General features: G+C 24.7%; 29 protein-coding genes and 1 pseudogene. 13 read left to right on the plus strand and 17 right to left on the minus strand.

The window, feature by feature from the left end; genetic code table 4:
- Nucleotides 1–888: 888 nt before the first annotated feature.
- A complete protein-coding gene (locus tag AACK93_RS02165) occupies nucleotides 889–1140 on the minus strand; it encodes a UPF0236 family transposase-like protein (RefSeq protein WP_339025448.1) in 252 nt (83 codons plus the stop codon).
- Between the two features lie 33 nt (nucleotides 1141–1173).
- On the minus strand, nucleotides 1174–1323 hold the full coding sequence (locus tag AACK93_RS02170; RefSeq protein ID WP_339024961.1) for a hypothetical protein: 150 nt from the start codon (nucleotides 1321–1323) through the stop codon (nucleotides 1174–1176).
- On the opposite strand from AACK93_RS02170, the gene AACK93_RS02175 reads away from it, so the two are divergent.
- A complete protein-coding gene (locus AACK93_RS02175) occupies nucleotides 1316–1507 on the plus strand; it encodes a hypothetical protein (RefSeq protein WP_339024962.1) in 192 nt (63 codons plus the stop codon). The two genes, AACK93_RS02170 and AACK93_RS02175, sit on opposite strands and share 8 nt — an antisense overlap.
- Nucleotides 1508–1563: 56 nt before the next feature.
- Nucleotides 1564–1956: pseudogene (locus AACK93_RS02180) on the plus strand (DDE-type integrase/transposase/recombinase); the annotation flags it as partial.
- Nucleotides 1957–2103: 147 nt separating this feature from the next.
- Here AACK93_RS02180 and ylxM read toward each other — a convergent pair.
- The 13 genes from ylxM to AACK93_RS02245 all read right to left on the minus strand — a co-directional run bounded on the left by ylxM (nucleotide 2104) and on the right by AACK93_RS02245 (nucleotide 8912).
- Nucleotides 2104–2430: a YlxM family DNA-binding protein gene (gene ylxM, locus AACK93_RS02185; RefSeq protein WP_339024963.1), complete on the minus strand. Its 327-nt coding sequence runs from the start codon at nucleotides 2428–2430 to the stop codon at nucleotides 2104–2106.
- A gap of 7 nt (nucleotides 2431–2437) precedes the next feature.
- Nucleotides 2438–3406, minus strand: coding sequence for a signal recognition particle-docking protein FtsY (gene ftsY, locus AACK93_RS02190; RefSeq protein WP_339024964.1), 969 nt, complete (start codon nucleotides 3404–3406; stop codon nucleotides 2438–2440).
- 23 nt (nucleotides 3407–3429) lie between these two features.
- The gene (mnmA, locus tag AACK93_RS02195; RefSeq protein ID WP_339024966.1) at nucleotides 3430–4569 is read right to left on the minus strand and encodes a tRNA 2-thiouridine(34) synthase MnmA; all 1140 of its coding nucleotides are present in this window, start codon (nucleotides 4567–4569) and stop codon (nucleotides 3430–3432) included.
- Nucleotides 4570–5117: 548 nt separating this feature from the next.
- Nucleotides 5118–5384, minus strand: coding sequence for a hypothetical protein (locus AACK93_RS02200; protein WP_339024968.1), 267 nt, complete (start codon nucleotides 5382–5384; stop codon nucleotides 5118–5120).
- Nucleotides 5385–5649: 265 nt separating this feature from the next.
- Nucleotides 5650–6042 carry a hypothetical protein gene (locus AACK93_RS02205; RefSeq protein WP_339024970.1) on the minus strand — a complete coding sequence of 131 codons (393 nt, stop codon included), beginning with the start codon at nucleotides 6040–6042 and terminating at the stop codon, nucleotides 5650–5652.
- Between the two features lie 119 nt (nucleotides 6043–6161).
- The gene (locus AACK93_RS02210) at nucleotides 6162–6314 is read right to left on the minus strand and encodes a hypothetical protein (protein WP_339024972.1); all 153 of its coding nucleotides are present in this window, start codon (nucleotides 6312–6314) and stop codon (nucleotides 6162–6164) included.
- Nucleotides 6315–6316: 2 nt separating this feature from the next.
- Nucleotides 6317–6601, minus strand: a complete 285-nt coding sequence (locus AACK93_RS02215; RefSeq protein WP_339024974.1) for a hypothetical protein — start codon at nucleotides 6599–6601, stop codon at nucleotides 6317–6319.
- 6 nt (nucleotides 6602–6607) lie between these two features.
- Entirely contained in the window at nucleotides 6608–6988 is a 381-nt protein-coding gene (locus AACK93_RS02220; RefSeq protein ID WP_339024975.1) for a hypothetical protein, read from the minus strand.
- A complete protein-coding gene (locus AACK93_RS02225) occupies nucleotides 6943–7593 on the minus strand; it encodes a hypothetical protein (protein WP_339024976.1) in 651 nt (216 codons plus the stop codon). Before AACK93_RS02225 ends, AACK93_RS02220 begins: the two co-directional genes overlap by 46 nt.
- A gap of 21 nt (nucleotides 7594–7614) precedes the next feature.
- Nucleotides 7615–7857: a hypothetical protein gene (locus AACK93_RS02230; RefSeq protein WP_339024977.1), complete on the minus strand. Its 243-nt coding sequence runs from the start codon at nucleotides 7855–7857 to the stop codon at nucleotides 7615–7617.
- Nucleotides 7858–7960: 103 nt separating this feature from the next.
- A complete protein-coding gene (locus AACK93_RS02235; RefSeq protein WP_339024978.1) occupies nucleotides 7961–8197 on the minus strand; it encodes a hypothetical protein in 237 nt (78 codons plus the stop codon).
- A 164-nt stretch (nucleotides 8198–8361) separates the two neighbouring features.
- On the minus strand, nucleotides 8362–8583 hold the full coding sequence (locus AACK93_RS02240; protein ID WP_339024979.1) for a hypothetical protein: 222 nt from the start codon (nucleotides 8581–8583) through the stop codon (nucleotides 8362–8364).
- A 2-nt stretch (nucleotides 8584–8585) separates the two neighbouring features.
- Nucleotides 8586–8912 (minus strand): hypothetical protein, encoded by a 327-nt coding sequence (locus AACK93_RS02245; RefSeq protein ID WP_339024980.1) that lies wholly within the window; start codon nucleotides 8910–8912, stop codon nucleotides 8586–8588.
- A gap of 826 nt (nucleotides 8913–9738) precedes the next feature.
- On the opposite strand from AACK93_RS02245, the gene AACK93_RS02250 reads away from it, so the two are divergent.
- The 8 genes from AACK93_RS02250 (at nucleotide 9739) to AACK93_RS02285 (ending at nucleotide 15485) form a co-directional block, all read left to right on the plus strand.
- A complete protein-coding gene (locus tag AACK93_RS02250; RefSeq protein WP_339024981.1) occupies nucleotides 9739–10002 on the plus strand; it encodes an HPr family phosphocarrier protein in 264 nt (87 codons plus the stop codon).
- Between the two features lie 533 nt (nucleotides 10003–10535).
- Nucleotides 10536–10886, plus strand: a complete 351-nt coding sequence (locus AACK93_RS02255; protein WP_339024982.1) for a hypothetical protein — start codon at nucleotides 10536–10538, stop codon at nucleotides 10884–10886.
- Complete coding sequence (locus AACK93_RS02260) at nucleotides 10852–11841, plus strand: hypothetical protein (protein WP_339024983.1); 990 nt, start codon at nucleotides 10852–10854, stop codon at nucleotides 11839–11841. Before AACK93_RS02255 ends, AACK93_RS02260 begins: the two co-directional genes overlap by 35 nt.
- 6 nt (nucleotides 11842–11847) lie before the next feature.
- On the plus strand, nucleotides 11848–12132 hold the full coding sequence (locus tag AACK93_RS02265; RefSeq protein WP_339024984.1) for a hypothetical protein: 285 nt from the start codon (nucleotides 11848–11850) through the stop codon (nucleotides 12130–12132).
- A gap of 2 nt (nucleotides 12133–12134) precedes the next feature.
- Nucleotides 12135–12287, plus strand: a complete 153-nt coding sequence (locus tag AACK93_RS02270; protein ID WP_339024972.1) for a hypothetical protein — start codon at nucleotides 12135–12137, stop codon at nucleotides 12285–12287.
- A 119-nt stretch (nucleotides 12288–12406) separates the two neighbouring features.
- Nucleotides 12407–12799 carry a hypothetical protein gene (locus AACK93_RS02275; RefSeq protein ID WP_339024985.1) on the plus strand — a complete coding sequence of 131 codons (393 nt, stop codon included), beginning with the start codon at nucleotides 12407–12409 and terminating at the stop codon, nucleotides 12797–12799.
- A gap of 265 nt (nucleotides 12800–13064) precedes the next feature.
- A complete protein-coding gene (locus AACK93_RS02280) occupies nucleotides 13065–14951 on the plus strand; it encodes a hypothetical protein (protein WP_339024987.1) in 1887 nt (628 codons plus the stop codon).
- A 30-nt stretch (nucleotides 14952–14981) separates the two neighbouring features.
- Entirely contained in the window at nucleotides 14982–15485 is a 504-nt protein-coding gene (locus tag AACK93_RS02285; RefSeq protein WP_339024989.1) for a hypothetical protein, read from the plus strand.
- A gap of 196 nt (nucleotides 15486–15681) precedes the next feature.
- Here AACK93_RS02285 and AACK93_RS02290 read toward each other — a convergent pair whose 3' ends face one another.
- Both AACK93_RS02290 and AACK93_RS02295 read right to left on the minus strand, forming a co-directional pair.
- Nucleotides 15682–17514 carry a hypothetical protein gene (locus AACK93_RS02290; RefSeq protein WP_339024990.1) on the minus strand — a complete coding sequence of 611 codons (1833 nt, stop codon included), beginning with the start codon at nucleotides 17512–17514 and terminating at the stop codon, nucleotides 15682–15684.
- A 611-nt stretch (nucleotides 17515–18125) separates the two neighbouring features.
- Nucleotides 18126–18812, minus strand: coding sequence for an SBBP repeat-containing protein (locus AACK93_RS02295; RefSeq protein WP_339024993.1), 687 nt, complete (start codon nucleotides 18810–18812; stop codon nucleotides 18126–18128).
- Nucleotides 18813–19056: 244 nt separating this feature from the next.
- Between AACK93_RS02295 and AACK93_RS02300 the strand changes: the two genes are divergently transcribed.
- The 3 genes from AACK93_RS02300 (at nucleotide 19057) to AACK93_RS02310 (ending at nucleotide 21570) form a co-directional block, all read left to right on the plus strand.
- Complete coding sequence (locus AACK93_RS02300) at nucleotides 19057–19677, plus strand: UPF0236 family transposase-like protein (protein ID WP_339024994.1); 621 nt, start codon at nucleotides 19057–19059, stop codon at nucleotides 19675–19677.
- Nucleotides 19652–20455 carry a UPF0236 family transposase-like protein gene (locus AACK93_RS02305; RefSeq protein ID WP_339024995.1) on the plus strand — a complete coding sequence of 268 codons (804 nt, stop codon included), beginning with the start codon at nucleotides 19652–19654 and terminating at the stop codon, nucleotides 20453–20455. The genes AACK93_RS02300 and AACK93_RS02305 overlap by 26 nt, the downstream gene beginning before the upstream one ends.
- A 51-nt stretch (nucleotides 20456–20506) precedes the next feature.
- Nucleotides 20507–21570 (plus strand): IS3 family transposase gene (locus tag AACK93_RS02310; RefSeq protein WP_339024996.1). Its coding sequence is split into 2 segments (ribosomal slippage): nucleotides 20507–20702 and nucleotides 20702–21570, totalling 1065 coding nucleotides; the frame shifts between segments, so codons are not numbered across the junction.
- The last annotated feature ends 247 nt before the right edge of the window (nucleotides 21571–21817 follow it).

Below are 21817 nucleotides of genomic sequence, written 5' to 3' on the forward strand. Positions count from 1 at the left end.
CTGTAAAACTTGAAAATTTTACAGTTTTTTTGTTTATTAATTTTATTTTGTAACATGAATAATAGTTTAAAAACTAAAATAACAAATTTAAAACGATTTATGTGCTTATACCCACATCTCTTTAGGGCAAGTTAAAAAAAATTATTTTTATTAAAAGTTTGAGAAATATTTTATAATTAAATTCCAAATCAAAAAGATTAGCAGACTGAAATTTGGAGAAAAAATGTTGATTGTTCAATTTGCTTTTAATTAATTTAAATATCTTTGCACACATATAATATCAATTATATTAATAAAAAATAAAAATGAGAGTAAAAAATTGAAAAAATTATTTAGTTTATTAGGCGTAACCATTTTAAGCGTAACTGCTTTAAATATTGTTGTTTCTTGCAATAATGACAATAAATCAAAAGAAATTGAAAAAGGAATTTATAGTATTACTTCAATTGAATCGGTCGCGTTTAGTTTTCTTAGGTATTTTTAAAAAAAGAAAAAATAATTATTTACTATAAATTATTTCAATATCCAAATTAAGTATATATTTCTTATGTATGATTTTTGTTGTAAAAACTTATTTTAATGTTGTTTTTATAAGCTTTTTCCTTAGTTTTTATAACCTTTTATTGAGATTATGTTTGTTGATATTAAATATTTTGTTTTATTATTTATTTTCTAAATAAAATGATAATTAAATTTTCGTTGCTTTTCATTAAAAATTATTTAAATCTTTACCTACCTAACAAAACTTTATTCGTCCATCTTTTAACTTTATGATCTAATGTCGCTAAAAATGTCTCATCTAGCTAAATATATAAATTCTTATTTTTGACATCAATTATAGTTTTAGTTTCTTTTTCTGCAAGTTGAAAATATTCGGTAATATCGTATTTATTTAAAATACTTGAAAATAATAGCTTTTGAAATATAACAATGATTTAGAGCATCTAAAACATCACGATAGCTTTTACCATCACCCAAAAGACTTAAAACTTTAAATTGGACATCAAAATAAATGCGTTGTTTGGGCAATAAACCAATTTCTTTATCTAACAAACATACATATTCAAATTTACCTGATTTTTGATTTCAATATTTATATCGGCGTCGTTTAAAAGTAACATCACCAAAAATTGTAATAATTGTTCTTCAAGCAAAATGAACTACTTTATAACCTTATTTTAACCGATAATGATATTTATATAAGTATTCATCTAATTTTTCATATTCATTAGCTAGTTGTTCACATTTATTGGTGTACATATTTTTATGGGTTGTAAATAAACTAATAAATGCACTAACAAGCAAGTTAATAATTATGAACAAGAAAGTTATCAGTGCTTTTAATAAAAGTCGCAAAATTTATGAGGCTCGTAAAATTAAAACTGTTTTGATAAGAAAAGATATCATCTTATCGCGACAAAAAATCAGATGCATTATGATTAAAAATAATTTGGTTTCTAAATACGCCAAATTAAAACATCGTAATCACACACAAAACAACAGCTAATAATGCCAAAATCAGTAATGTTTAAACCGTGAATTTAACAATAAAAACCAAATAAAGTTGTTGTTAGTGATTTAACATATGTGCAAGTTGAAGGAAAATGACACTATATTTGTTTATTAATTGACTTGTTTAATCGCGAAATAATTGGATATAATGCTGGGCTAAACAAAACCGCTGAACTAGTTCAACAAGCTTTTCATAAAATAACACGACTATTAAAGCAAATAACTTTATTTCATACCGATCGCGGTAATGAGTTCAAAAATAAAATCATTGATGAAATTTTAATAACCTTTAATATTAAGGGATCATTAAGCAATAAAGGTTATCATTATGATAATGCTGTGACTGAAACAACTTACAGAACCTTTAAAAAAGAATTTATTAAGGGTAAAAAATTTGAAAATTTAACACAATTAAAATGCGAACTATTTGATTTTGTTAATTAATAAAACAATATTCGAATTCACAGTAGCTTAAATTATTTAACACCCATTAAATTTAGAAAATGGCAGTCTACATAAAAAATGTCTTAAAAAGGGTTGCCAATCCATAAGTATCACCAATAACTAAAATATTCATATTTTTCCTTCTTTCTAATCAATTTTTCTTAACTCAGAAATTAACATTCCTACATTTGCTTCCGTTTCATTTTCATAATATGCATATAATGTTTTTCGGCGAATATCTTTTGCTAATAACTGCATCTTTTCTTCATAAGCATTTAGGATATTAATTATCTTACTAATAGCATCGTGAACAGCACTACGAGAAACATTTAATTCATTAGCAATTTCTTGTAATGAAAAATTTTCCATTAAATAAAGCGAAAAGTATTTTTGTTGTTTCTGTGTTAATAACTTACTATATAAATCATATAATAAATTTAATTCATTAGTCTTACTAAGATCTCAAATTCTCATCCTTATCCTATCTACTCGTAACTTCTTTTGTTAATCCTTGAATATATTTCTCTAAATCAAATTCTTCTAAATCATCAATTTTTTCACCAAGACCAATATATTTTACAGGAATATTTAAACTTTCTTTAATCTCTAAAATAACCCCCCCCTTAGAAGAACCATCCATCTTGGTTAAAATAATTCCCGTAACTGGGGCCGCTTCGGTAAAGTTTTTTGCTTGGGAAATGCCATTTTGTCCTGTTGTGGCATCAACTACTAATAATGTTTCATGAGGGGCCTCAATGATTACCTTTTGAATAACTTTATATATTTTATTTAATTCATTCATTAAATTAGTTTTAGTTTGTAACCTTCCCGCACTATCACAAAGAACAACATCAACTTCTAATTCTTGACCTTTTTTAATACCAGTATAAATAACACTAGCGGGGTCTTGTTGTTCTTTACTAGGCACCACAATTGGCACTTGCAAGCGTTTTGCTCATTGCGATAATTGTTCAACAGCACCAGCTCTAAAAGTATCCCCAGCTACTAATAAAATTTTTTTATTTTGTTGTAATAGCAAATAAGCTAATTTAGCAATTGATGTTGTTTTACCGGCACCATTAACACCAACAACCAAAATAACATTTAATTGATTATCCAAAACATTTAAAGTCGTTGTAATAAACGAATTACTAGCATAAATAGCAAACATCTTATCAATAATAAGTTCATTAATTATTTCTGGATTCTTAATATTATTAATTCTAACTTCATTTTTAATTTCATTAACAATTTGCAATGCCATTTTAACACCAATATCAGCTAAAATTAATGTATTTTCTAATTCTTCAAAATATTTTTCATCAATAACACGATACTTAGTAACTAAAATATGTAATTTTTGTAAAAAGGATTTTCGGGATTTATTCAACCCTTTTTCATATTTTAAAGAGCTTTTAGATAAGATTTTATCTTTTAATTTTTTTAACATTAAATCCTCCTAATATGAATAACTTATAAATAATTTAATAATTTATTATCATTAAATACTTTATCAATTACTCCACTACCCAAACAAACATCACCTTGATAAAATACTGCAACTTGCCCCGGAGTAATAGCTCTTACCTTATTTGCAATAACAACATTAACACAATTATTATCTAATAATAATAATTTAACATCATAAGAAATTTGTTGATAACGAAACTTTGCTTTAATCGGTAAATTTAATAATGGTAAAGAATTATTAATTCAGTTAACATCAGTAACTAAACAACCATTAGCTCATAATCATTCCTTATCACTACCACTAACAACAAAAAGAATTTTTTGATAATAATCTTTACCAACAACAAAATAACGATTATTCATTCCTGATAAATCAATGCCTTTTCTTTGGCCAATCGTATAATACATAATCCCTTGATGTGTCCCAATAACTTTATTACTTTTAATATCAACAATATTACCAACTTGGGCAGGAATATAATTTTGTAAAAATTGTTTAAAATTCCTTTTACCAATAAAACAAATTCCTGTTGAATCTTTTTTATTAGCTGTTACTAAATTTAATTTCTTAGCTAATTGCCTAACTTCTACTTTTTTAATATCGCCTAAAGGAAAAATAGTTTTTGCTAACTGTTCTTGATTTAATTGCGATAAAAAATAAGTTTGATCTTTTGTTTCATCTTTTGCTTTTAATAATTCATATTTTTTTGTTTCATCATTATATTTAACTTTAGCATAATGTCCCATGGCAATATAATCAGCATTTAACTTTTCCAACGCATAATTTAAAAAAGCAGAAAATTTAATATATTTATTACATAAAATATCAGGATTGGGTGTTCTCCCCCCTTCATATTTTTCTAAAAAATAGGTAAAAACATATTGTCAATATTCTTCAACAAAATTAACACGATATAAATCAATATTTAATTGTTCAGCAACTTTTTTGGCATCTAAATAATCAACTTGCATTGGACAAATAGCATCGTTAATCGATTTATTTCCTAAAATATCATTATTTACTAATGAATCTCAATTACGCATAAACAATCCAATAACATCATATCCTTGTTGTTTTAATAAATATGCCGCAACGGAAGAATCCACCCCCCCGCTCATACCAATAACAACTCTTCCTTTCATCAATTTCACCTTCTCAAATTTATTAATTTTCCCTATTAATTTTACAACAAATAAAAACAAATTACATCTTTTTATAATTTAGGGGGCCGCGTTTAGTTTTCTTAGGTATTTTTAAAAAAAGAAAAAATAATCATTTACTATAAATTATTTCAATATGCAAATTAAGTATATATTTCTTATGTATGATTTTTGTTATAAAAAATTATTTTAATGTTATTTTTATAAGCTTTTTCCTTAGTTTTTATAATCTTTTATTGAGATTATGTTTGTTGATATTAAATATTTTGTTTTATTATTTATTTTCCAAATAAAATGGTAATTAAATTGTCGTTGCTTGTCATTAAAAATTATTTAAACCTTTTCCTACCTAACAAAACTTTATGCGCCCTAGATTAACGATTTCCTTTTTTTGAATATTACCGTTTTCAATTTATTCATACTTGATATTAAAGTTGAGTTTTGTAAGTTCATCAAAAATATTTTCATTTTTTGCGTGGTAATTATCTATTATGCTATGTATTTTCTTTTTGTTAATTGGTGATATTGTATTAATTTTTATTCAGTTTGGCATATTTATTGGTCATTGTTGTGTATGTATATATAAATCCCGTTTTATATCAATAGTAGGTTTTTTTTCATCTATTTTTTACTAAGTAAACAAATCCTTTTTTTAAGTTTAATTCATAAGTTTCCTTGCTTTCTCTTTTGTTTCTAATTAGTGATTGTGTTGTTATTTTGTCATTTTTAATGTTTTGGGGAATGATGAAAATGTTATTGAAACCAATAATTAACACGGCAAATATTTTCATAAACATTTTTATCACTCCTTTTTAAAATATTTTATTTTTCACTGTTCTTTTTTCTTTAATTTTTTTAATAAGTCACTCAATACCACAATTTATAATTACAGCTAATGTGATGCATATATCTAAATATCCTAGTATCATAAGTGAAATTAATGCTTCAAATTTTTCATATAATAATTTCAAATCATTAATTTCCAATTTTAAAAATGGAATGAAAAAGATAGTAATCATAAAAATGTAAGGTAAAATTCTCCATCAATATCTTTTTAAAGAATTAATGAGTTTGTTTGATTTCATTTTTCAAGGCTCTTTTTGCTTTAATTTTTTGAATAATCAAACGAATTAATTTTTTAAATTTAATTACAAAATATATTGCTCCGCCTCATCAAAAAACAAATATTCCTGCTAGCATAATACCACTATTGAATTTGCCAAAGAATTTAACCATTTGTTCATTCATAAAATTATTAAATTCATCACTTGTTCCGGTTATTCATTTAGTATTGATTGCTGTTAATACACAAAGTAATAAGCTTATAAAAATGAAAATGATACTTAATAATATTTTTAACCACTGCTTTTTAAAAGAATTTTGAATTTTGAATTTTAATGGCATTTTTTCTTTTGAATTATCTTTTTTAAATAATTTTGCTAAAAGTTTTTTCATTTTTATTCTCCTTTCATATTTTTTATCGTCCTTTAATTACAATAAATAAGGCAATAATTACACAAGTAACACCAAGAATAGTAAAGATTGGGTGTTGCGAAAATGTTCGTGCCATTGGTTTAAAATAGTTCTAAAATTGTTAAATTGCTAGTAATAAACTTTTGGAAATTGGCAAGCCCTTCGCTAATATAGTTCGTTAAAGTTTCAAAATGACTACCTGCTAATAATCCAAGAACAGTTATTAAGATAAAAATAATAATTAGTTTAAACATTGTTAGTTACCTTGTTTGGTTTTTATTGGTTTTACTTGCTTTTTAACTTTTCCTCACACACTTAACCGCCCCTTATTTTTAACAGCATATTGGCGTTGTTTTTCTAAATTAACTTGTTGACCACCAAACCCAAGGATAATTGCCATAAGAAATTCTGCTGCCGGTGTTAAGAATAAAGGAAATATTAATTGAATATTCGTTCCCGGCACTTCTAAACTTCAAATTAAGTCAAAGACCTTATAAAGCATTTGAGCGAGAAAGTCGGTCATTTTTGCGAGATTTTCCATTTTTTATTATTCCTTTTCTTTCATTTTTCTTAAAAATTTGCTAAATTTATCCATTTTTAAGTATTCTAAGTCTTCTAAATCAATTGCTGTGTCATTATAGTATTTGTTTTCATAGTCAGGATTCACTTTTGAATTTAAGTAATCTCTTAAAAATGCTAGGTAAAAAGAATTGTAAGTGTTAAGTATTGGTAGAGGAATTTTTAGTTTAAAAAAATAAATATCAAGTTCAGGAATATCGCGATATTTAATGCGACGACCCTTTTTACTATTTTTAGCATCAATTAAGGTGTTTCGTCAGCGTTCATATTCTTCAATGTTCGTAACAGTACCATAGACAACTTTTAAGTGGGGACGAAAAATATTAACGGGTTTTTTACGAATGCCCACAATCACATTATTGGCAATATTACGAACTTTAACTTAAATATGTTTATCTCTTTGACCGCTAGCAAGCACAATATGACCAAAATGGCGTGCCAGAGCGAAATATTCTTGGATACCGGTTTCTTCGTGTTTTTGGTATTATTTTTTTCTCAATCCGTTCCTTCTAAAAATAAGTTGGTTTCATCTCACAAAAGTAAGGTTTTGTCTGGCAATACTGGATAATCAAAGTCTAATAATCCCATATGTCCTAAACTTAATTTTTGGGTTTCTAGTAATGGAAAGGTTGAGGCGATATGATATTTCTTCTTTTTTAGTAATTTTGATGCGTATACTAAAAAGGCAATTTTTCCAGTTCCTAATGAACCAATCACAATATTTAATGGTGAATTTTTTAAGAAATTAATAACTTTGTTAATTTGTGTTAAATTACCGATTTTAAAAAGAAAAATTAAAATACAACCTGCTAAAAATAAATAGCTTACAATGTTTTTAAAATAACCGTTGTAAATATATCAAATTGCTCCGCAATGTCATAAAATTAAAAATGAGGTGCGATTTAATTCAATAAAATGATTATTTTTTTCTATTATTCATTTGCAAAATTTCATCTTGCACCTCACTTTTTTTTGTTAGCGGACTGCGCCAAGTAATTTTTCAAACATTTTAAAGCAAATAAAGAATATTGCCAAAATAAATGAAAAAATGAAGATTCAGTAATCAGCAAAGAAGTTGCCGATTTGTGGCATATTAACAGCAATAATTTCCCACATTTTAGTAAACGCTGTTATAATTGCATTTCATAATTTAGTCATCGCGTCACTAGCTGTTATTTTTGTTACTGCTGGTGCTTCTGTTAAGAAAGTTCCAATCACATAATCACCCCCCCTTTCTTTTTTAAAACATTCATCATTTATATTCAAAGTTTTTTTAAATTTGTTAAAATACGATTAACCTTAACACGATTGTATTTTTTCCCTATCTAAATACTGATATGGTTTTTCAAAGTAGCATTAAAATAAATCACACTATAATCGCGGTTAAGAATCAAAAAGCAATGTTTGATATTAAAAGTCAAAGTGGTGCTTTGGTTAAATCAATTTCTTTACCGCCACTAATATTAATATGAGCCGGAATAGTTGTAATTTGAATAAATAAATCTCAGAAATTTTGTTTAATTTGTTCTCAATTAAATTCTTTTAAATTTACTGTCATTTTTTATCGCTCAAAAATCATTTTTATTGGTAAATACATAATTGAAATTAAGACGAAAATAAAAGCAATGATAATAATTAATCCGACAATAAACGCGACTTATGCAGGCATTTTTTCTATCGAAACAAACAGTTTTAAGAATTCCATAATAATTTCTCAAAACATTATTTTTTATTCTCATTATTTTCTTTTGAATTAGGAGATTTAACTCATTTTTCAAAGCGAGCAATAAATACTTTTTCGTCTTTTGTGAAATTACCAGTATTATTTTTAATGGCATTTTTATATTTAATTCGCATTTTTATTTTGGCATAAATTTTATAAGCAAAATATGCCAATAGCATGATACTGATAATAATAAATATTAGTCTAATCGCAATATTCATTTTTAAACTCCTTTAAAATAGTTATAATTTATATCTTTTTTGTTGTTTTCTTTTTTGGCAACGAAGAAGCTTAATAATTCTTGGCCTTTAATTAATTTGGTTTCATTTTCTTTTTGATTAATTGAAATTATTTGATATTTACTATCTTTTATTATTCTGATGCAAATCGAATTTTCATATTTTCCTTTATAAACAAATCGTTTTGGAAACCAAATGCCGATTTGTTCATTAAATCATGGTATTTTTGGTGCTTTAATAAGCATTGCGTTTTGCGTTTCTTTTAAAAGATATTTTTTAGTATTTAAGAAAATGTTTTCAATGTTTTTCATAATAAAGTTCCTTTCATCATTAACTAAGTTAATTAACTTAGTTTTTAAACACTTAAATATCGCAGATTTAAGTGTTTAAAAAGCTTTGCTAGTAAATTTTGCTTTTTAATTAGATAAAGATTTTAATAATTTTAAACATAGTATACCCGCACACCCCCCCTTATATAGAAATTTCTACATTTTAACATTCGCCCCCCCCTTCCCCCTTGGAACTAATTTAATAGCGTGTATATTTTTAGGAAATCCGCCCCATTCATTTTTTTATTGCAAAACGAAACAAATTGCTATAGCTAATAGGATGTTATCTATTAACCGGTAAACTTCTTTTGGTTATGGCGACCCTCACAATTTATCATGCTTTAATACATACCAACATTATTAATTCGCTTGTATTTAATTTTTAAAGAACAAATTTTTAACACCTTATAAAATAAAAAGACAATCATTGCTGAATGCCTTAATACTTATTCAAATCTTTTCCCGCCCAACAAAACTTTATGCGCCCGATTTAAGTAAGTAAAAATATAAATTAATATATATTAGTTAAAATTTAATAAAATTAATAATTTTTTATTGTGTAAAAATTCAATAATATGATAAAATGGTAACGAATAAAAATAAAAATAACAAGGAAGATATGGTTAGTTTAGTAATTAAATAATATAATTGGATGATTGTTTTACTTCTTCAAAGCAATACCTAAGAAAACTAAACGCGACCCGGGGAAGATTAGATATCTAGTTTTTAATTGCCGTTTATGTTAGTATTAATTTACATTTATTAATTTATTATTTATTGATGTAAAAAAATTAAAGGAGAAATAAAAATGTCATCATTTAAAGCTAAAATTGCTGATCCAATTGGGATGCATGCACGACCTGCCGCGATTATTGTTAAAGAAGCTTCGAAATATAGTTCTACTATTAAAATTAAAGTTAATGGTTGTGAAGGAAATTTAAAGTCAATTATGAATATTATGGCTTTAGGAGTTAAAACAGGAACAGAAGTAGAAATTGAAGCAATTGGTAAAGATGCTGATGTTGCGATTGCTGGCATTAAAAAAGCAATGAAAGATAATAAATTGGTTTAATTTAAAATTTAAAAATACGAATAATTTCGTATTTTTATTTTGTTTTTTTAAAATGCAAGGGCGCATAAAGTTTTGTTAGGTAGGAAAAGGTTTAAATAATTTTTAATGACAAGCAACGACAACTTAATTATCATTTTATTTAGAAAATAAATAATAAAACAAAATATTTAATATCAACAAACATAATCTCAATAAAAAGTTATAAAAACCAAGGAAAACGCTTATAAAAACAACATTAAAATAAGTTTTTACAACAAAAATCATACATAAGAAATATATACTTAATTTGCATATTGAAATAATTTATAGTAAATGATTATTTTTTCTTTTTTAAAAAATACCTAAGAAAACTAAACGCGACCTAACCAAAGCACTACTTTGACTTTTAATATCAAACATTGCTTTTTGATTCTTAACCGCGATTATAGTGTGATTTATTTTAATGCTACTTTGAAAAACCATATCAGTATTTAGATAGGGAAAAAATACAATCGTGTTAAGGTTAATCGTATTTTAACAAATTTAAAAAAACTTTGAATATAAATGATGAATGTTTTAAAAAAGAAAGGGGGGGTGGTGATTATGTGATTGGAACTTTCTTAACAGAAGCACCAGCAGTAACAAAAATAACAGCTAGTGACGCGATGACTAAATTATGAAATGCAATTATAACAGCGTTTACTAAAATGTGGGAAATTATTGCTGTTAATATGCCACAAATCGGTAACTTCTTTGCTGACTACTGAATCTTCATTTTTCCATTTATTTTGGCAATATTCTTTATTTGCTTTAAAATGTTTGAAAAATTACCTGGTGCAGGTCTGCTAACAAAAAAAAGTGAGGTGCAAGATGAAATTTTGCAAATGAATAATAGAAAAAAATAATCATTTTATTGAATTAAATCGCACCTCATTTTTAATTTTATGACATTGCGGAGCAATTTGATATATTTACAACGGTTATTTTAAAAACATTGTAAGCTATTTATTTTTAGCAGGTTGTATTTTAATTTTTCTTTTTAAAATCGGTAATTTAACACAAATTAACAAAGTTATTAATTTCTTAAAAAATTCACCATTAAATATTGTGATTGGTTCATTAGGAACTGGAAAAATTGCCTTTTTAGTATACGCATCAAAATTACTAAAAAAGAAGAAATATCATATCGCCTCAACCTTTCCATTACTAGAAACCCAAAAATTAAGTTTAGGACATATGGGATTATTAGACTTTGATTATCCAGTATTGCCAGACAAAACCTTACTTTTGTGAGATGAAACCAACTTATTTTTAGAAGGAACGGATTGAGAAAAAAATAATACCAAAAACGAAGAAACCGGTATTCAAGAATATTTCGCTCTGGCACGCCATTTTGGTCATATTGTTCTCGCTAGTGGTCAAAGAGATAAACATATTTGAGTTAAAGTTCGTGATATTGCCAATAATGTGATTGTGGGCATTCGTAAAAAACCCGTTAATATTTTTCGTCCCTACTTAAAAGTCATTTATGGTACGTTTACGAGCATTGAAGAATATGAACGCTGACGAAACACAAACACCTTAATTGATGCTAAAAATAGTAAAAAGGGTCGTCGCATTAAATATCGCGATATTCCTGAACTTGATATTTATTTTTTTAAACTAAAAATTCCTTTACCGATATTAAACACTTACAATTCTTTTTACCTAGCGTTTTTAAGAGATTACTTAAATGCAAAAGTGAATCCTGACTATGAAGACAAATACTATAATGACACAGCAATTGATTTAGAAGACTTGGAATATTTAAAAATGGATAAATTTAGCAAATTTTTAAGAAAAATGAAAGAAAAGGAATAATAAAAAATGGAAAATCTCGCAAAAATGGCCGACTTTCTCGCCCAAATGCTTTATAAAGTTTTTGATTTAATTTGAAGTCTTGAAGTGCCGGGAACGAATATTCAACTAATATTTCCTTTATTCTTAACACCGGCAGCAGAATTTCTTATGGCAATTATCCTTGGGTTTGGTGGTCAACAAGTTAATTTAGAAAAACAACGCCAATATGCTGTTAAAAATAAGGGGCGGTTAAGTGTGTGAGGAAAAGTTAAAAAGCAAGTAAAACCAATAAAAACCAAACAAGGTAACTAACAATGTTTAAACTAATTATTATTTTTATCTTAATAACTGTTCTTGGATTATTAGCAGGTAGTCATTTTGAAACTTTAACGAACTATATTAGCGAAGGGCTTGCCAATTTCCAAAAGTTTATTACTAGCAATTTAACAATTTTAGAACTATTTTAAACCAATGGCACGAACATTTTCGCAACACCCAATCTTTACTATTCTTGGTGTTACTTGTGTACTTATTGCCTTATTTATGGTGATTAAAGGACGATAAAAAATATGAAGGGAGAGTTAAAATGAAAAAACTTTTAATAAAATTATTTAAAAAAGATAATTCAAAAGAAAAGATGCCATTAAAATTAAGAATTAAAAATTCTTTTAAAAAGCAGTGGTTAAAAATAGTATTAAGTATCATTTTCATTTTTATAAGCTTATTACTTTGTGTATTAACAGCAATCAATACTAAATGAATAACCGGAACAAGTGATGAATTTAATAATTTTATGAATGAACAAATGGTTAAATTCTTTGGCAAATTCAATAGTGGTATTATGCTAGCAGGAATATTTGTTTTTTGATGAGGCGGAGCAATATATTTTGTAATTAAATTTAAAAAATTAATTCGTTTGATTATTCAAAAAATTAAAGCAAAAAGAGCCTTGAAAAATGAAATCAAACAAACTCATTAATTCTTTAAAAAGATATTGATGGAGAATTTTACCTTACATTTTTATGATTACTATCTTTTTCATTCCATTTTTAAAATTGGAAATTAATGATTTGAAATTATTATATGAAAAATTTGAAGCATTAATTTCACTTATGATACTAGGATATTTAGATATATGCATCACATTAGCTGTAATTATAAATTGTGGTATTGAGTGACTTATTAAAAAAATTAAAGAAAAAAGAACAACGAGAAATAAAATATTTTAAAAAGGAGTGATAAAAATGTTTATGAAAATATTTACCATGATAATTATTAGTTTCAATAACATTTTTATCATTCCCTGAAACATTAACAATGATAAAACAACAACAGAATCAATAATTAGAAAAAAAAGACAAAATAATCAAATTTACGAAAAAGAAGTTAAACTTGACAATTTAAAAGAAGTTGAAATCGAGAATATTCAACAACAACATCATGATGAATTAAAAATAATAATAAAAGTTCCTATAATTATAAATAAAAAAAATCTTGAAGAAGTACTTAAAGAAAGACCAAAACCTACAAATGATAAACTTGAATTTATAACTCCTGTTTTTTCAAAAAACAATGAAAAAAGAAAAAATATTGAAGATTTAACAAGAAAATATGGCAAAATAATCAATCAAAATAACAATAGAAAAACATACAAAATCCAAAAGTCTATCCAATTAGAAATGACAATAAATTACTATGATCACTCAAACGGATATAGAATAGGAATAAATCCTAGAAAAACATTTATCATTAAAACAGAAAAAGATACAACCGACATTGGCTTGCCAAGTATAACTATTAATTTTGACGGTAACCACAACTATAATGATATTGTTGATAACCTTGATTATTTAATGATTCATCGTGGTGATTTTGACAAATTCAATTACTCTTATCTTTATTGAACACCAGTTTTTAATTTCATTGACACCTTAGAAAAAGGTTATTACAAAGAATTTACGATTAAAAATCACGGCTTTAAAGATGAGAACTATTTTTATCATAAAACTTCTAGTGATAAAAATATAGTAAATGAGAATGTTTTGAAAATTAAGACATTTAATAAAACTCTAATTGCTGGAAATAATTATTTACAATTATTACACGGTGAGAGTGAAATCTGAAAATACGACACCAAAAAGGATAACGATTATTACTTAATTAAGTACCTTTTCGGCGCACTAAATTACCTCAATGTTAGATTTAGTTTTTTACGCTATGACCCTGATTTACGAAATGACATTTACCTTTATTTTAAAAACAACATTCCTAATATTAACAACAGCAATTACAAAAATGCTTTTGACGAAATCTACGAAATCCTTGGCAATTTTTTTGCTAATTTATTTTACGCGACTTTTGACATGGACGAAAAAACTTATACCGAAATTGATTTTAAGGGTGTGGATAATTACAACAAAGATTATTTTATTCAAATCGGTTTCTTTTATCGCTCATTAATTACCTTTTATCCTAAAAAATATTTAATCAATGTTACTGGTAATTCAGAATTATTACTAAGAAGTTATTTTTTTACTTTTGATAAAAAAACGCACCAAGAAAATTTTAATGCCATTAAAAACAACAATAGCATTTATCAAATTGATTTTAATGTCCTTAAATCCTATGATAATAAATTGATTACCTTGCCGACCAACAAAATCGCTAACAGTATTAATTATCTCAATACCGATATTGATATTCGCTACGGTATTAATATTTTTACCTTAACTTTTCCGCTTTATCACAAAGGCAACATCTCTAATTACAATTTTAAAATTTATGACTTTAATGTATTAAATTCCACGGCCTTTATTCCTGACGGTTCAACCAACTCAGAATGAGATGATTTAATTCCACCGGCAAATTGCAAATATTCTGGACGATGAATACCAACTTTTAATGATATTGGATGCGCCATTCAAAATGCTGGTATCAAAATGATAAACTGAATGCTGACAGCGTCACAAATCATTACAATTTTACGTCCGTTAGTAATTATTGCAAAAGCAACAGTTAACTTTTCAACCGCGATTTTTCCAGTTTTTAAAACAGTACCAGCTTTTTACTATACCTTTCAATTTTTAATTGGTTTTGCCATTTTTCTAATGATATTAAGAATTTTCGTGTAATATATATATATATATAAAGAAGTTAAAATTATGAAATTTTTAAATATACTAATTCTCTCGGAATTAGCAACATTACTCGTAACTGCTTGTAATAATACAATAAATAAATCACTAACACCACCAATAATTAAAAATCAAATTTACGAAAAAGAAGTTGAACTTGACAATTTAAAAGAAGTTGAAATCGAGAATATTCAACAACAACATCATGATGAATTAAAAATAATAATAAAAGTTCCTATAATTATAAATAAAAAAAATCTTGAAGAAGTACTTAAAGAAAGACCAAAACCCACAAATGATAAACTTGAATTTATAACTCCTGTTTTTTCAAAAAACAATGAAAAAAGAAAAAATATTGAAGATTTAGCAAGAAAATATGGCAAAATAATCAATCAAAATAACAATAGAAAAACATACAAAATCCAAAAGTCTATCCAATTAGAAATGACAATAAATTACTATGATCACTCAAACGGATATAGAATAGGAATAAATCCTAGAAAAACATTTATCATTAAAACAGAAAAATAAGTTAACTAAATTTAAAAACTGTTAAAATCATTATTAAGAAAGGCGGTTGTCTATAATGACAATACTCTTAAACAACTTTTTCATTTTTTCTATTTTGACAAAATAAAAACCAGTAATTTTAATTAATTACTGGTTTGAACATTGTTCCTATTTTATCATAATAAATTTAAACTTGTTGTGCTTGTTTTAATTAAAGTTATTGTTCTAAATAGCTAATATCGTTTTTATAAAACCTTATACTATAGTAGTAACTGTATTTGTTCTTACCGACCCTTCTCTTTCTGATGAAAAAAAATGCTTCACCGTTAAATGTTATTTTATCATTGTTTTTATCTATAGTAATTTCATTGGGTAATAAACTATATTTTTGTAATATTTGCATTGCCTCTGTAATTGATAAGGTGATTGTTTGTTCTTCGTTATTATCATCAATTATTTTAGCAGTAATTATTCCGTTAATTTTTTGTTTTAAATCTAAATTAGTTTTAATTGAAAGTAATCTGATTACATATTGGGATATAAGACGTTGTTTTGGCTCCACAGATAATTCTTGTTCTGGCGAATGCAACAAATCACGATTTAAAATTAATTCTTGTTCTTGTTTATTTGTGTTTGATAAATTAAAATCCTTTGATAATGTATTTTTAATTTCAGAAGCTTTTTTATTTGAACTTGTAAAATCAGTTAATATCATTTCATCATCAATATTTAAATTTCATCCCTTAGCTATATTTTTGAAGTTATTTATCTTTAACCCTGTGGTGATTTGAAATAAATATTTTGCTTTAGTTTCATAACTACATGACGGTACTTTAATTTTTTGTGCACCCGGAGAAGAAGTGTTAGGAAAATTAATTGGTTTAAAACAAACAGCTTTTTCATCGATTGATTTTAACGAATCTGAAGTACTTGATACTTCAATCTCAGAAAATACTAAGTTATCAATATTAATATCTTTTATTTCTTTAATTTTAGCAATAGAATAAAAGCTTTTATCTATAAAATCAAAATAAACTGTTTTTTTTAATAAGTCATTTAAATCAATATTATTAATTTCATCTTTATTTTTAATTTTATAATTAACAGTAACTTCGCCACGATATTTTCCTTTTGTTGCTTCAATTTTTGCCGAAGTTGGTGTTTTATTAATGATTTTTATTTTATTTAAATTCAAAAAATAATCATTTTCAAAATTTAAATAATTTATAGTATTTAAAATTGTTTCATCATTATTATCTATAATTTCTTTTAATTTTGTTTTTTTAATATCTTTATTAAGAGATAATTTAATTTTAATTAAAGATAATGACTTTGAAGAAAAAAAATATAAATTACAATAATCATCCCTAAAGATATTATAAGAAATGTTTTCAATAATTTTATCAATTTCTATTGAAGTTATTATTTCTTTGTTTTTTATTATATATATTTTACTATTTTTTATTAAATAAATAGTATCATCATTATATGAAAATGTTGTAATAATATTAGTAATATTACTAATTTTAGTCACATTTATTTCACCGGATTTTAATGTATATACACCATCATTTGTTATAAAATAAACATTATTTTTTTTATCTGTTTCTATTGAAATTACATTGTTATTTATTCCATTTATTTTATTTGGTAATATTTGATCTTTTTTTAAAAAATAAATATTTTTATCAAAAAAATCTTTATAGTAAGTATGATGATTATAATCACTTGTAAAAAATAATGGTTCTAGAGTTTTTCCTTCAATAATTTTAGATAGTTTATTTTCTCCTCCATTTAATTTATATAATCCACCCCCGGTTTTGAAGTAAATTATATCATATTTTTTATCCTTATAAAGGTTAACAAAACTTCCATATTTTTTATTAATTCCTTTAATTTTAGTAGCAGTTGTTTCGCCAGATTTTAAAACAAAAGCACCATCATAATCTGTTGCAAAATATAAATTATTATTTTTATCAAAAACAAATGAGCTAATTTGACTGCTTGTAATTTTAATTTTAGTAGCAGTTGTTTCGCCAGATTTTAACATATATAAACCATTTCCTTGAACCAACATATATATTATTGTTATTATCAGCAAAAATATGACTAGTGTGCCCAGTAACACCATTAATTTTGATTGGTATATTAGTGTTTTTTCTTAAAAGAAATGGAGACAATCTTTCGTTATCGAAAAAAAGAAGATAAATATTCTCATTATTATCTATAGTCAATGAAAAAACTTCTTGATTGTTGCTATTTATTTTAATTGGTATTGTTTTATTTTTTTTAAAATAAAAGCTATATTATTTTTTATGAAATATAAATTGTTGTTTTTAACTATTATATTATTATCACTGGTGTTAATATATTCTGCTGATTTTATAATTTCAAAAAGCTTTATTTTTTTTGTTTTTAATACAAAAATTTCATTTTTTAATTTAAAATACACATTATCATTATTATCAATAAAAAGGAAATAATTAAAATTATCTTCTGTTTGAATAATTTTATTTATAATATTTTCTTTGTATTTTAAAATATAAAGGGCATTATTAGTTCGAAAATATGCGTTGTCTTGACTATCAATAACAACAGAACTAACGCTACCATCATTAACATCAATATTTCGAATTTTAGTAGCAGTTGCTTCACCAGATTTTATAATATATATATAATTTTACTATATCCTACAACATAAACATTATTTTTACTATCTATAGCAATTCTATTACTTTCACTACTTTCACCAGGATACGATCCAAGAGTTTGTTCAATTCCATTAATTCTAACTAATACATTATTTTTTATTATATATAATGATTCACTTAATGAACTATTTTCTCCATCTGTTCCGATGTAAATATTATCGTTATTATCAATAATACCAAAATCAATATTAATATCATTTGTTATATTTAATTTAATTGCTGTTGTTTCACCATATTTTAATGTATATAATCCATCATTTGTCCCAATATAAAAATTATTTTTTTTATCATTAAAGATAACCTTATTTCAAGAATTAATTTCACTTTCTATGCCATTTATTTTTTCTGGAATATTATTATCTTGTTTTAGAAAATAAAAATTATTATCTTTAATAAAATAATTATTTAAAATTGATTCTTTAACTTCTTCAAGTTCTGGTAATACATCAACTTTTTTAATTATTTTATTATTAAATTCTAAATAATCATTTGTAGATAGTGTTTCTATTTTATTGCTTTCTAAATTGCCGGCCTGTAAATTATTATTTTCTGTTTTTGTTGGAACATTGGCCAATATCATCGGCATTATACTTCCGATTGTACTGATACTTGTTAATGTTGCTAATAATTTTTTCATAATTTATCAAATCCTTTTCATGAATTTTTGCTAATTAATAAATTTTTATAGTAATCACTCAACCCCTTCTTAAATTTATAAAGTTTAATTAATACAAATTAATTATAAATAATTAAATAATAATTTCTATCATTTTTCAAGGTTGTTGAATACTAATTCTAGAAAAGCATTTATTTTAAAAACAAAAAATAAACTAACGAAATTTAACTTTGTTAAAATTACTACCAAAGAAAGGTGATTTTTTATGTTAAAAATTAATAATAATGTAAAAACCCCAGAAAACAAGCATTGATTCAGCTTATTTACAACCCATAAAAATATGTACACCAATAAATGTGAACAATTAGCCAACGAATATGAAAAATTAGATGAATACTTATATAAATATCATTATCGGTTAAAACAAGGTTATAAAGTAGTTCATTTTGCATCAAGAACAATTATTACAATTTTTGGTGATGTCACTTTTAAACGACGCCGATATAAATATTGAAATCAAAAATCAGGTAAATTTGAATATGTATGTTTACTAGATAAAGAAATTGGTTTATTGCCCAAACAACGCATTTATTTTGATGTTCAATTTAAAGTTTTAAGTCTTTTAGGTGACGGTAAACGGTATCGTAATGTTTTAGATGCTCTAAATCATTGTTATATTTCAAAAGGTAGTATTTCAAATATTTTAAATAAATACGATATTGCTGAATATTTTCAATTAGCAGAAAAAGAAACTAAAACTAGAATTGATGTCAAAAATAAGGATTTATATATTCAGCTAGATGAAACATTTTTAGCGACATTAGATCAGAAAGTTATAAACAAAAAACCAAAGAATTCGTTTGGTTACTTTTCATACCGGACATAAAGAAAAAAAATACAAAAATGCTCGTAGAGAATTAGAAAACAAACGAGGTCATTTTCTAATGTTAAAAGTTGGTAAACGAATAAATACGATGAATTATCGTGATTTATTAATTAAGGAATTACAAAAACATTATGTAAATATTAATTATGACAAAATAATTGTTTGTGGCGATGGTGATACTTGAATTAGAGAAATTGCCAATAGTTTTGGTAATGTTAGATATATTTTAGATGGTTATCATGCTATTAAAAAATTAAAACAAACGGCATTTAATATTATTTTTGAAAATCGTAAAGTAACACTAAATAGTTGAATTAAATTATATAGGGATGGAAATCATCAAGAATTAATCAAAAACATTCGTAATGTTGCTAAAAATGAATTAAATAAAGATATTAAAATAAATTTAAGAAAGGCGAGTAATTATTTCAGTAATAATAAGCAAGGTATTCATCATCAAAATTTAGAATGAAATATCGGTTGTAGCATTGAAGGTGATGTATCGCATTTAGTAAAACAACAATTAGGATATAGAGCAAAAATATATCATCATAAGAATTTGAATAACCCATTACATTTAAGAATGGCAAATTTAAACAAATTAAATGTATTACATTACATTAATGAAAATATTAATTCAGAAATAGAAATCAGAAAAGAAATATATAAAAATTCATTATGAAATAAATATAATAAGAAAAATGATGATTGGATAGGCTACAATAAGTTGGACCATAATTATATAGACTTCGAAATTATTAAGAAAGAAGGAATATAAAAATGGGAAATAAAACCTCACACTCTGAAGAATTTAAAAAACAAATTGTCCATGCTATACAAAAATGGCAAAAGTGTTATTAATTTATGGAAAGAATATAATTTACCAAAACCAACTATTTATAGTTGAGTTAAAAATTATAATAATTCTGGTTCATTTAAAGCAAAAGACAATCGCATACTAGAAGAAAATGAAATAATAATTTTACGAAAAGAACTTAAAGACTTGAAAATGGAAAATGACATTTTAAAGCAAGCCGCACTGATAATGGCCAAAAAATAACAATAATTAATAGCAATAAGAAAAAATATTCGATAAGAAAAATGTGTAAATTATTAAATATTTCAAAATCCAATTACTATTATCAAATTAATAAATACACAAGGAAAATAGTGAATAATTATAATCAAGAAATTATCAGTGCATTTAACGAAAGCCGCCAAGTCTATGGAGCTCGAAAAATCAAAGTATTATTAGCTCATAAAAGTATTAACCTATCTAGACACAAAATTAGAAACATTATGAAAAACAATAATTTGATATCAAAGTACACAAAAACAAGACTTAAATGCAAAAATATTCAAGTAAATAATGATCCAGTAAATAACATTGTAAACCGAGACTTTAATAATAGAAAAATAAATGAAATTATCGTTAGTGACTTAACTTATATAAAAGTGGGTTTTAAATGATTTTATGTATGTCTCCTAATTGATTTGTATAATCGCGAGATTGTTGGTTATAGTTCCGGACCAAATAAAAATACGGAGTTGGTTTATCAAGCTATTATGCGAATTACTAGACCATTATCAAAAATTGAAATATTTCATACCGACCGAGGTAATGAGTTTAAAAATAATATAATTGATGAAATTTTAATAACCTTTAACATTAAAAGATCATTAAGCAATAAAGGTTGTCCATATGATAATGCAGTTGCTGAAGCAACTTATAAAGTTTTTAAAACAAAATTTATTAATGGTAGAAAATTCAATGATCTTGCACAATTAGAACTTGAATTATTTGATTACATTAATTGATACAATAATCTTAGAATACATGGCAGTTTAAATTATTTATCTCCAGTTACTTTTAGAAAACAAATGTCTATATAAAAATTGTCCTAAAAAGGGTTGCCAATCCAAAATGATGATAGTTGAATTAATAAAGGTAGAATTGTATATACAAATAAATATATTACATTTAAGTAAGTAAAAATATTAGTTAAAATTTAATAAAATTAATAATTTTTCATTGTGCAAAAATTCAATAATATGATAAAATGGTAATGAATAAAAATGACAATAACAAGAAAGGTAAGGTTAGTTTAGTAATTAAATAATATAATTAGCTGATTGTTTT

The organism is Spiroplasma endosymbiont of Agriotes lineatus, assembly GCF_964019485.1.
Lineage (GTDB): Bacteria > Bacillota_I > Bacilli_A > Mycoplasmatales > Nriv7 > Nriv7.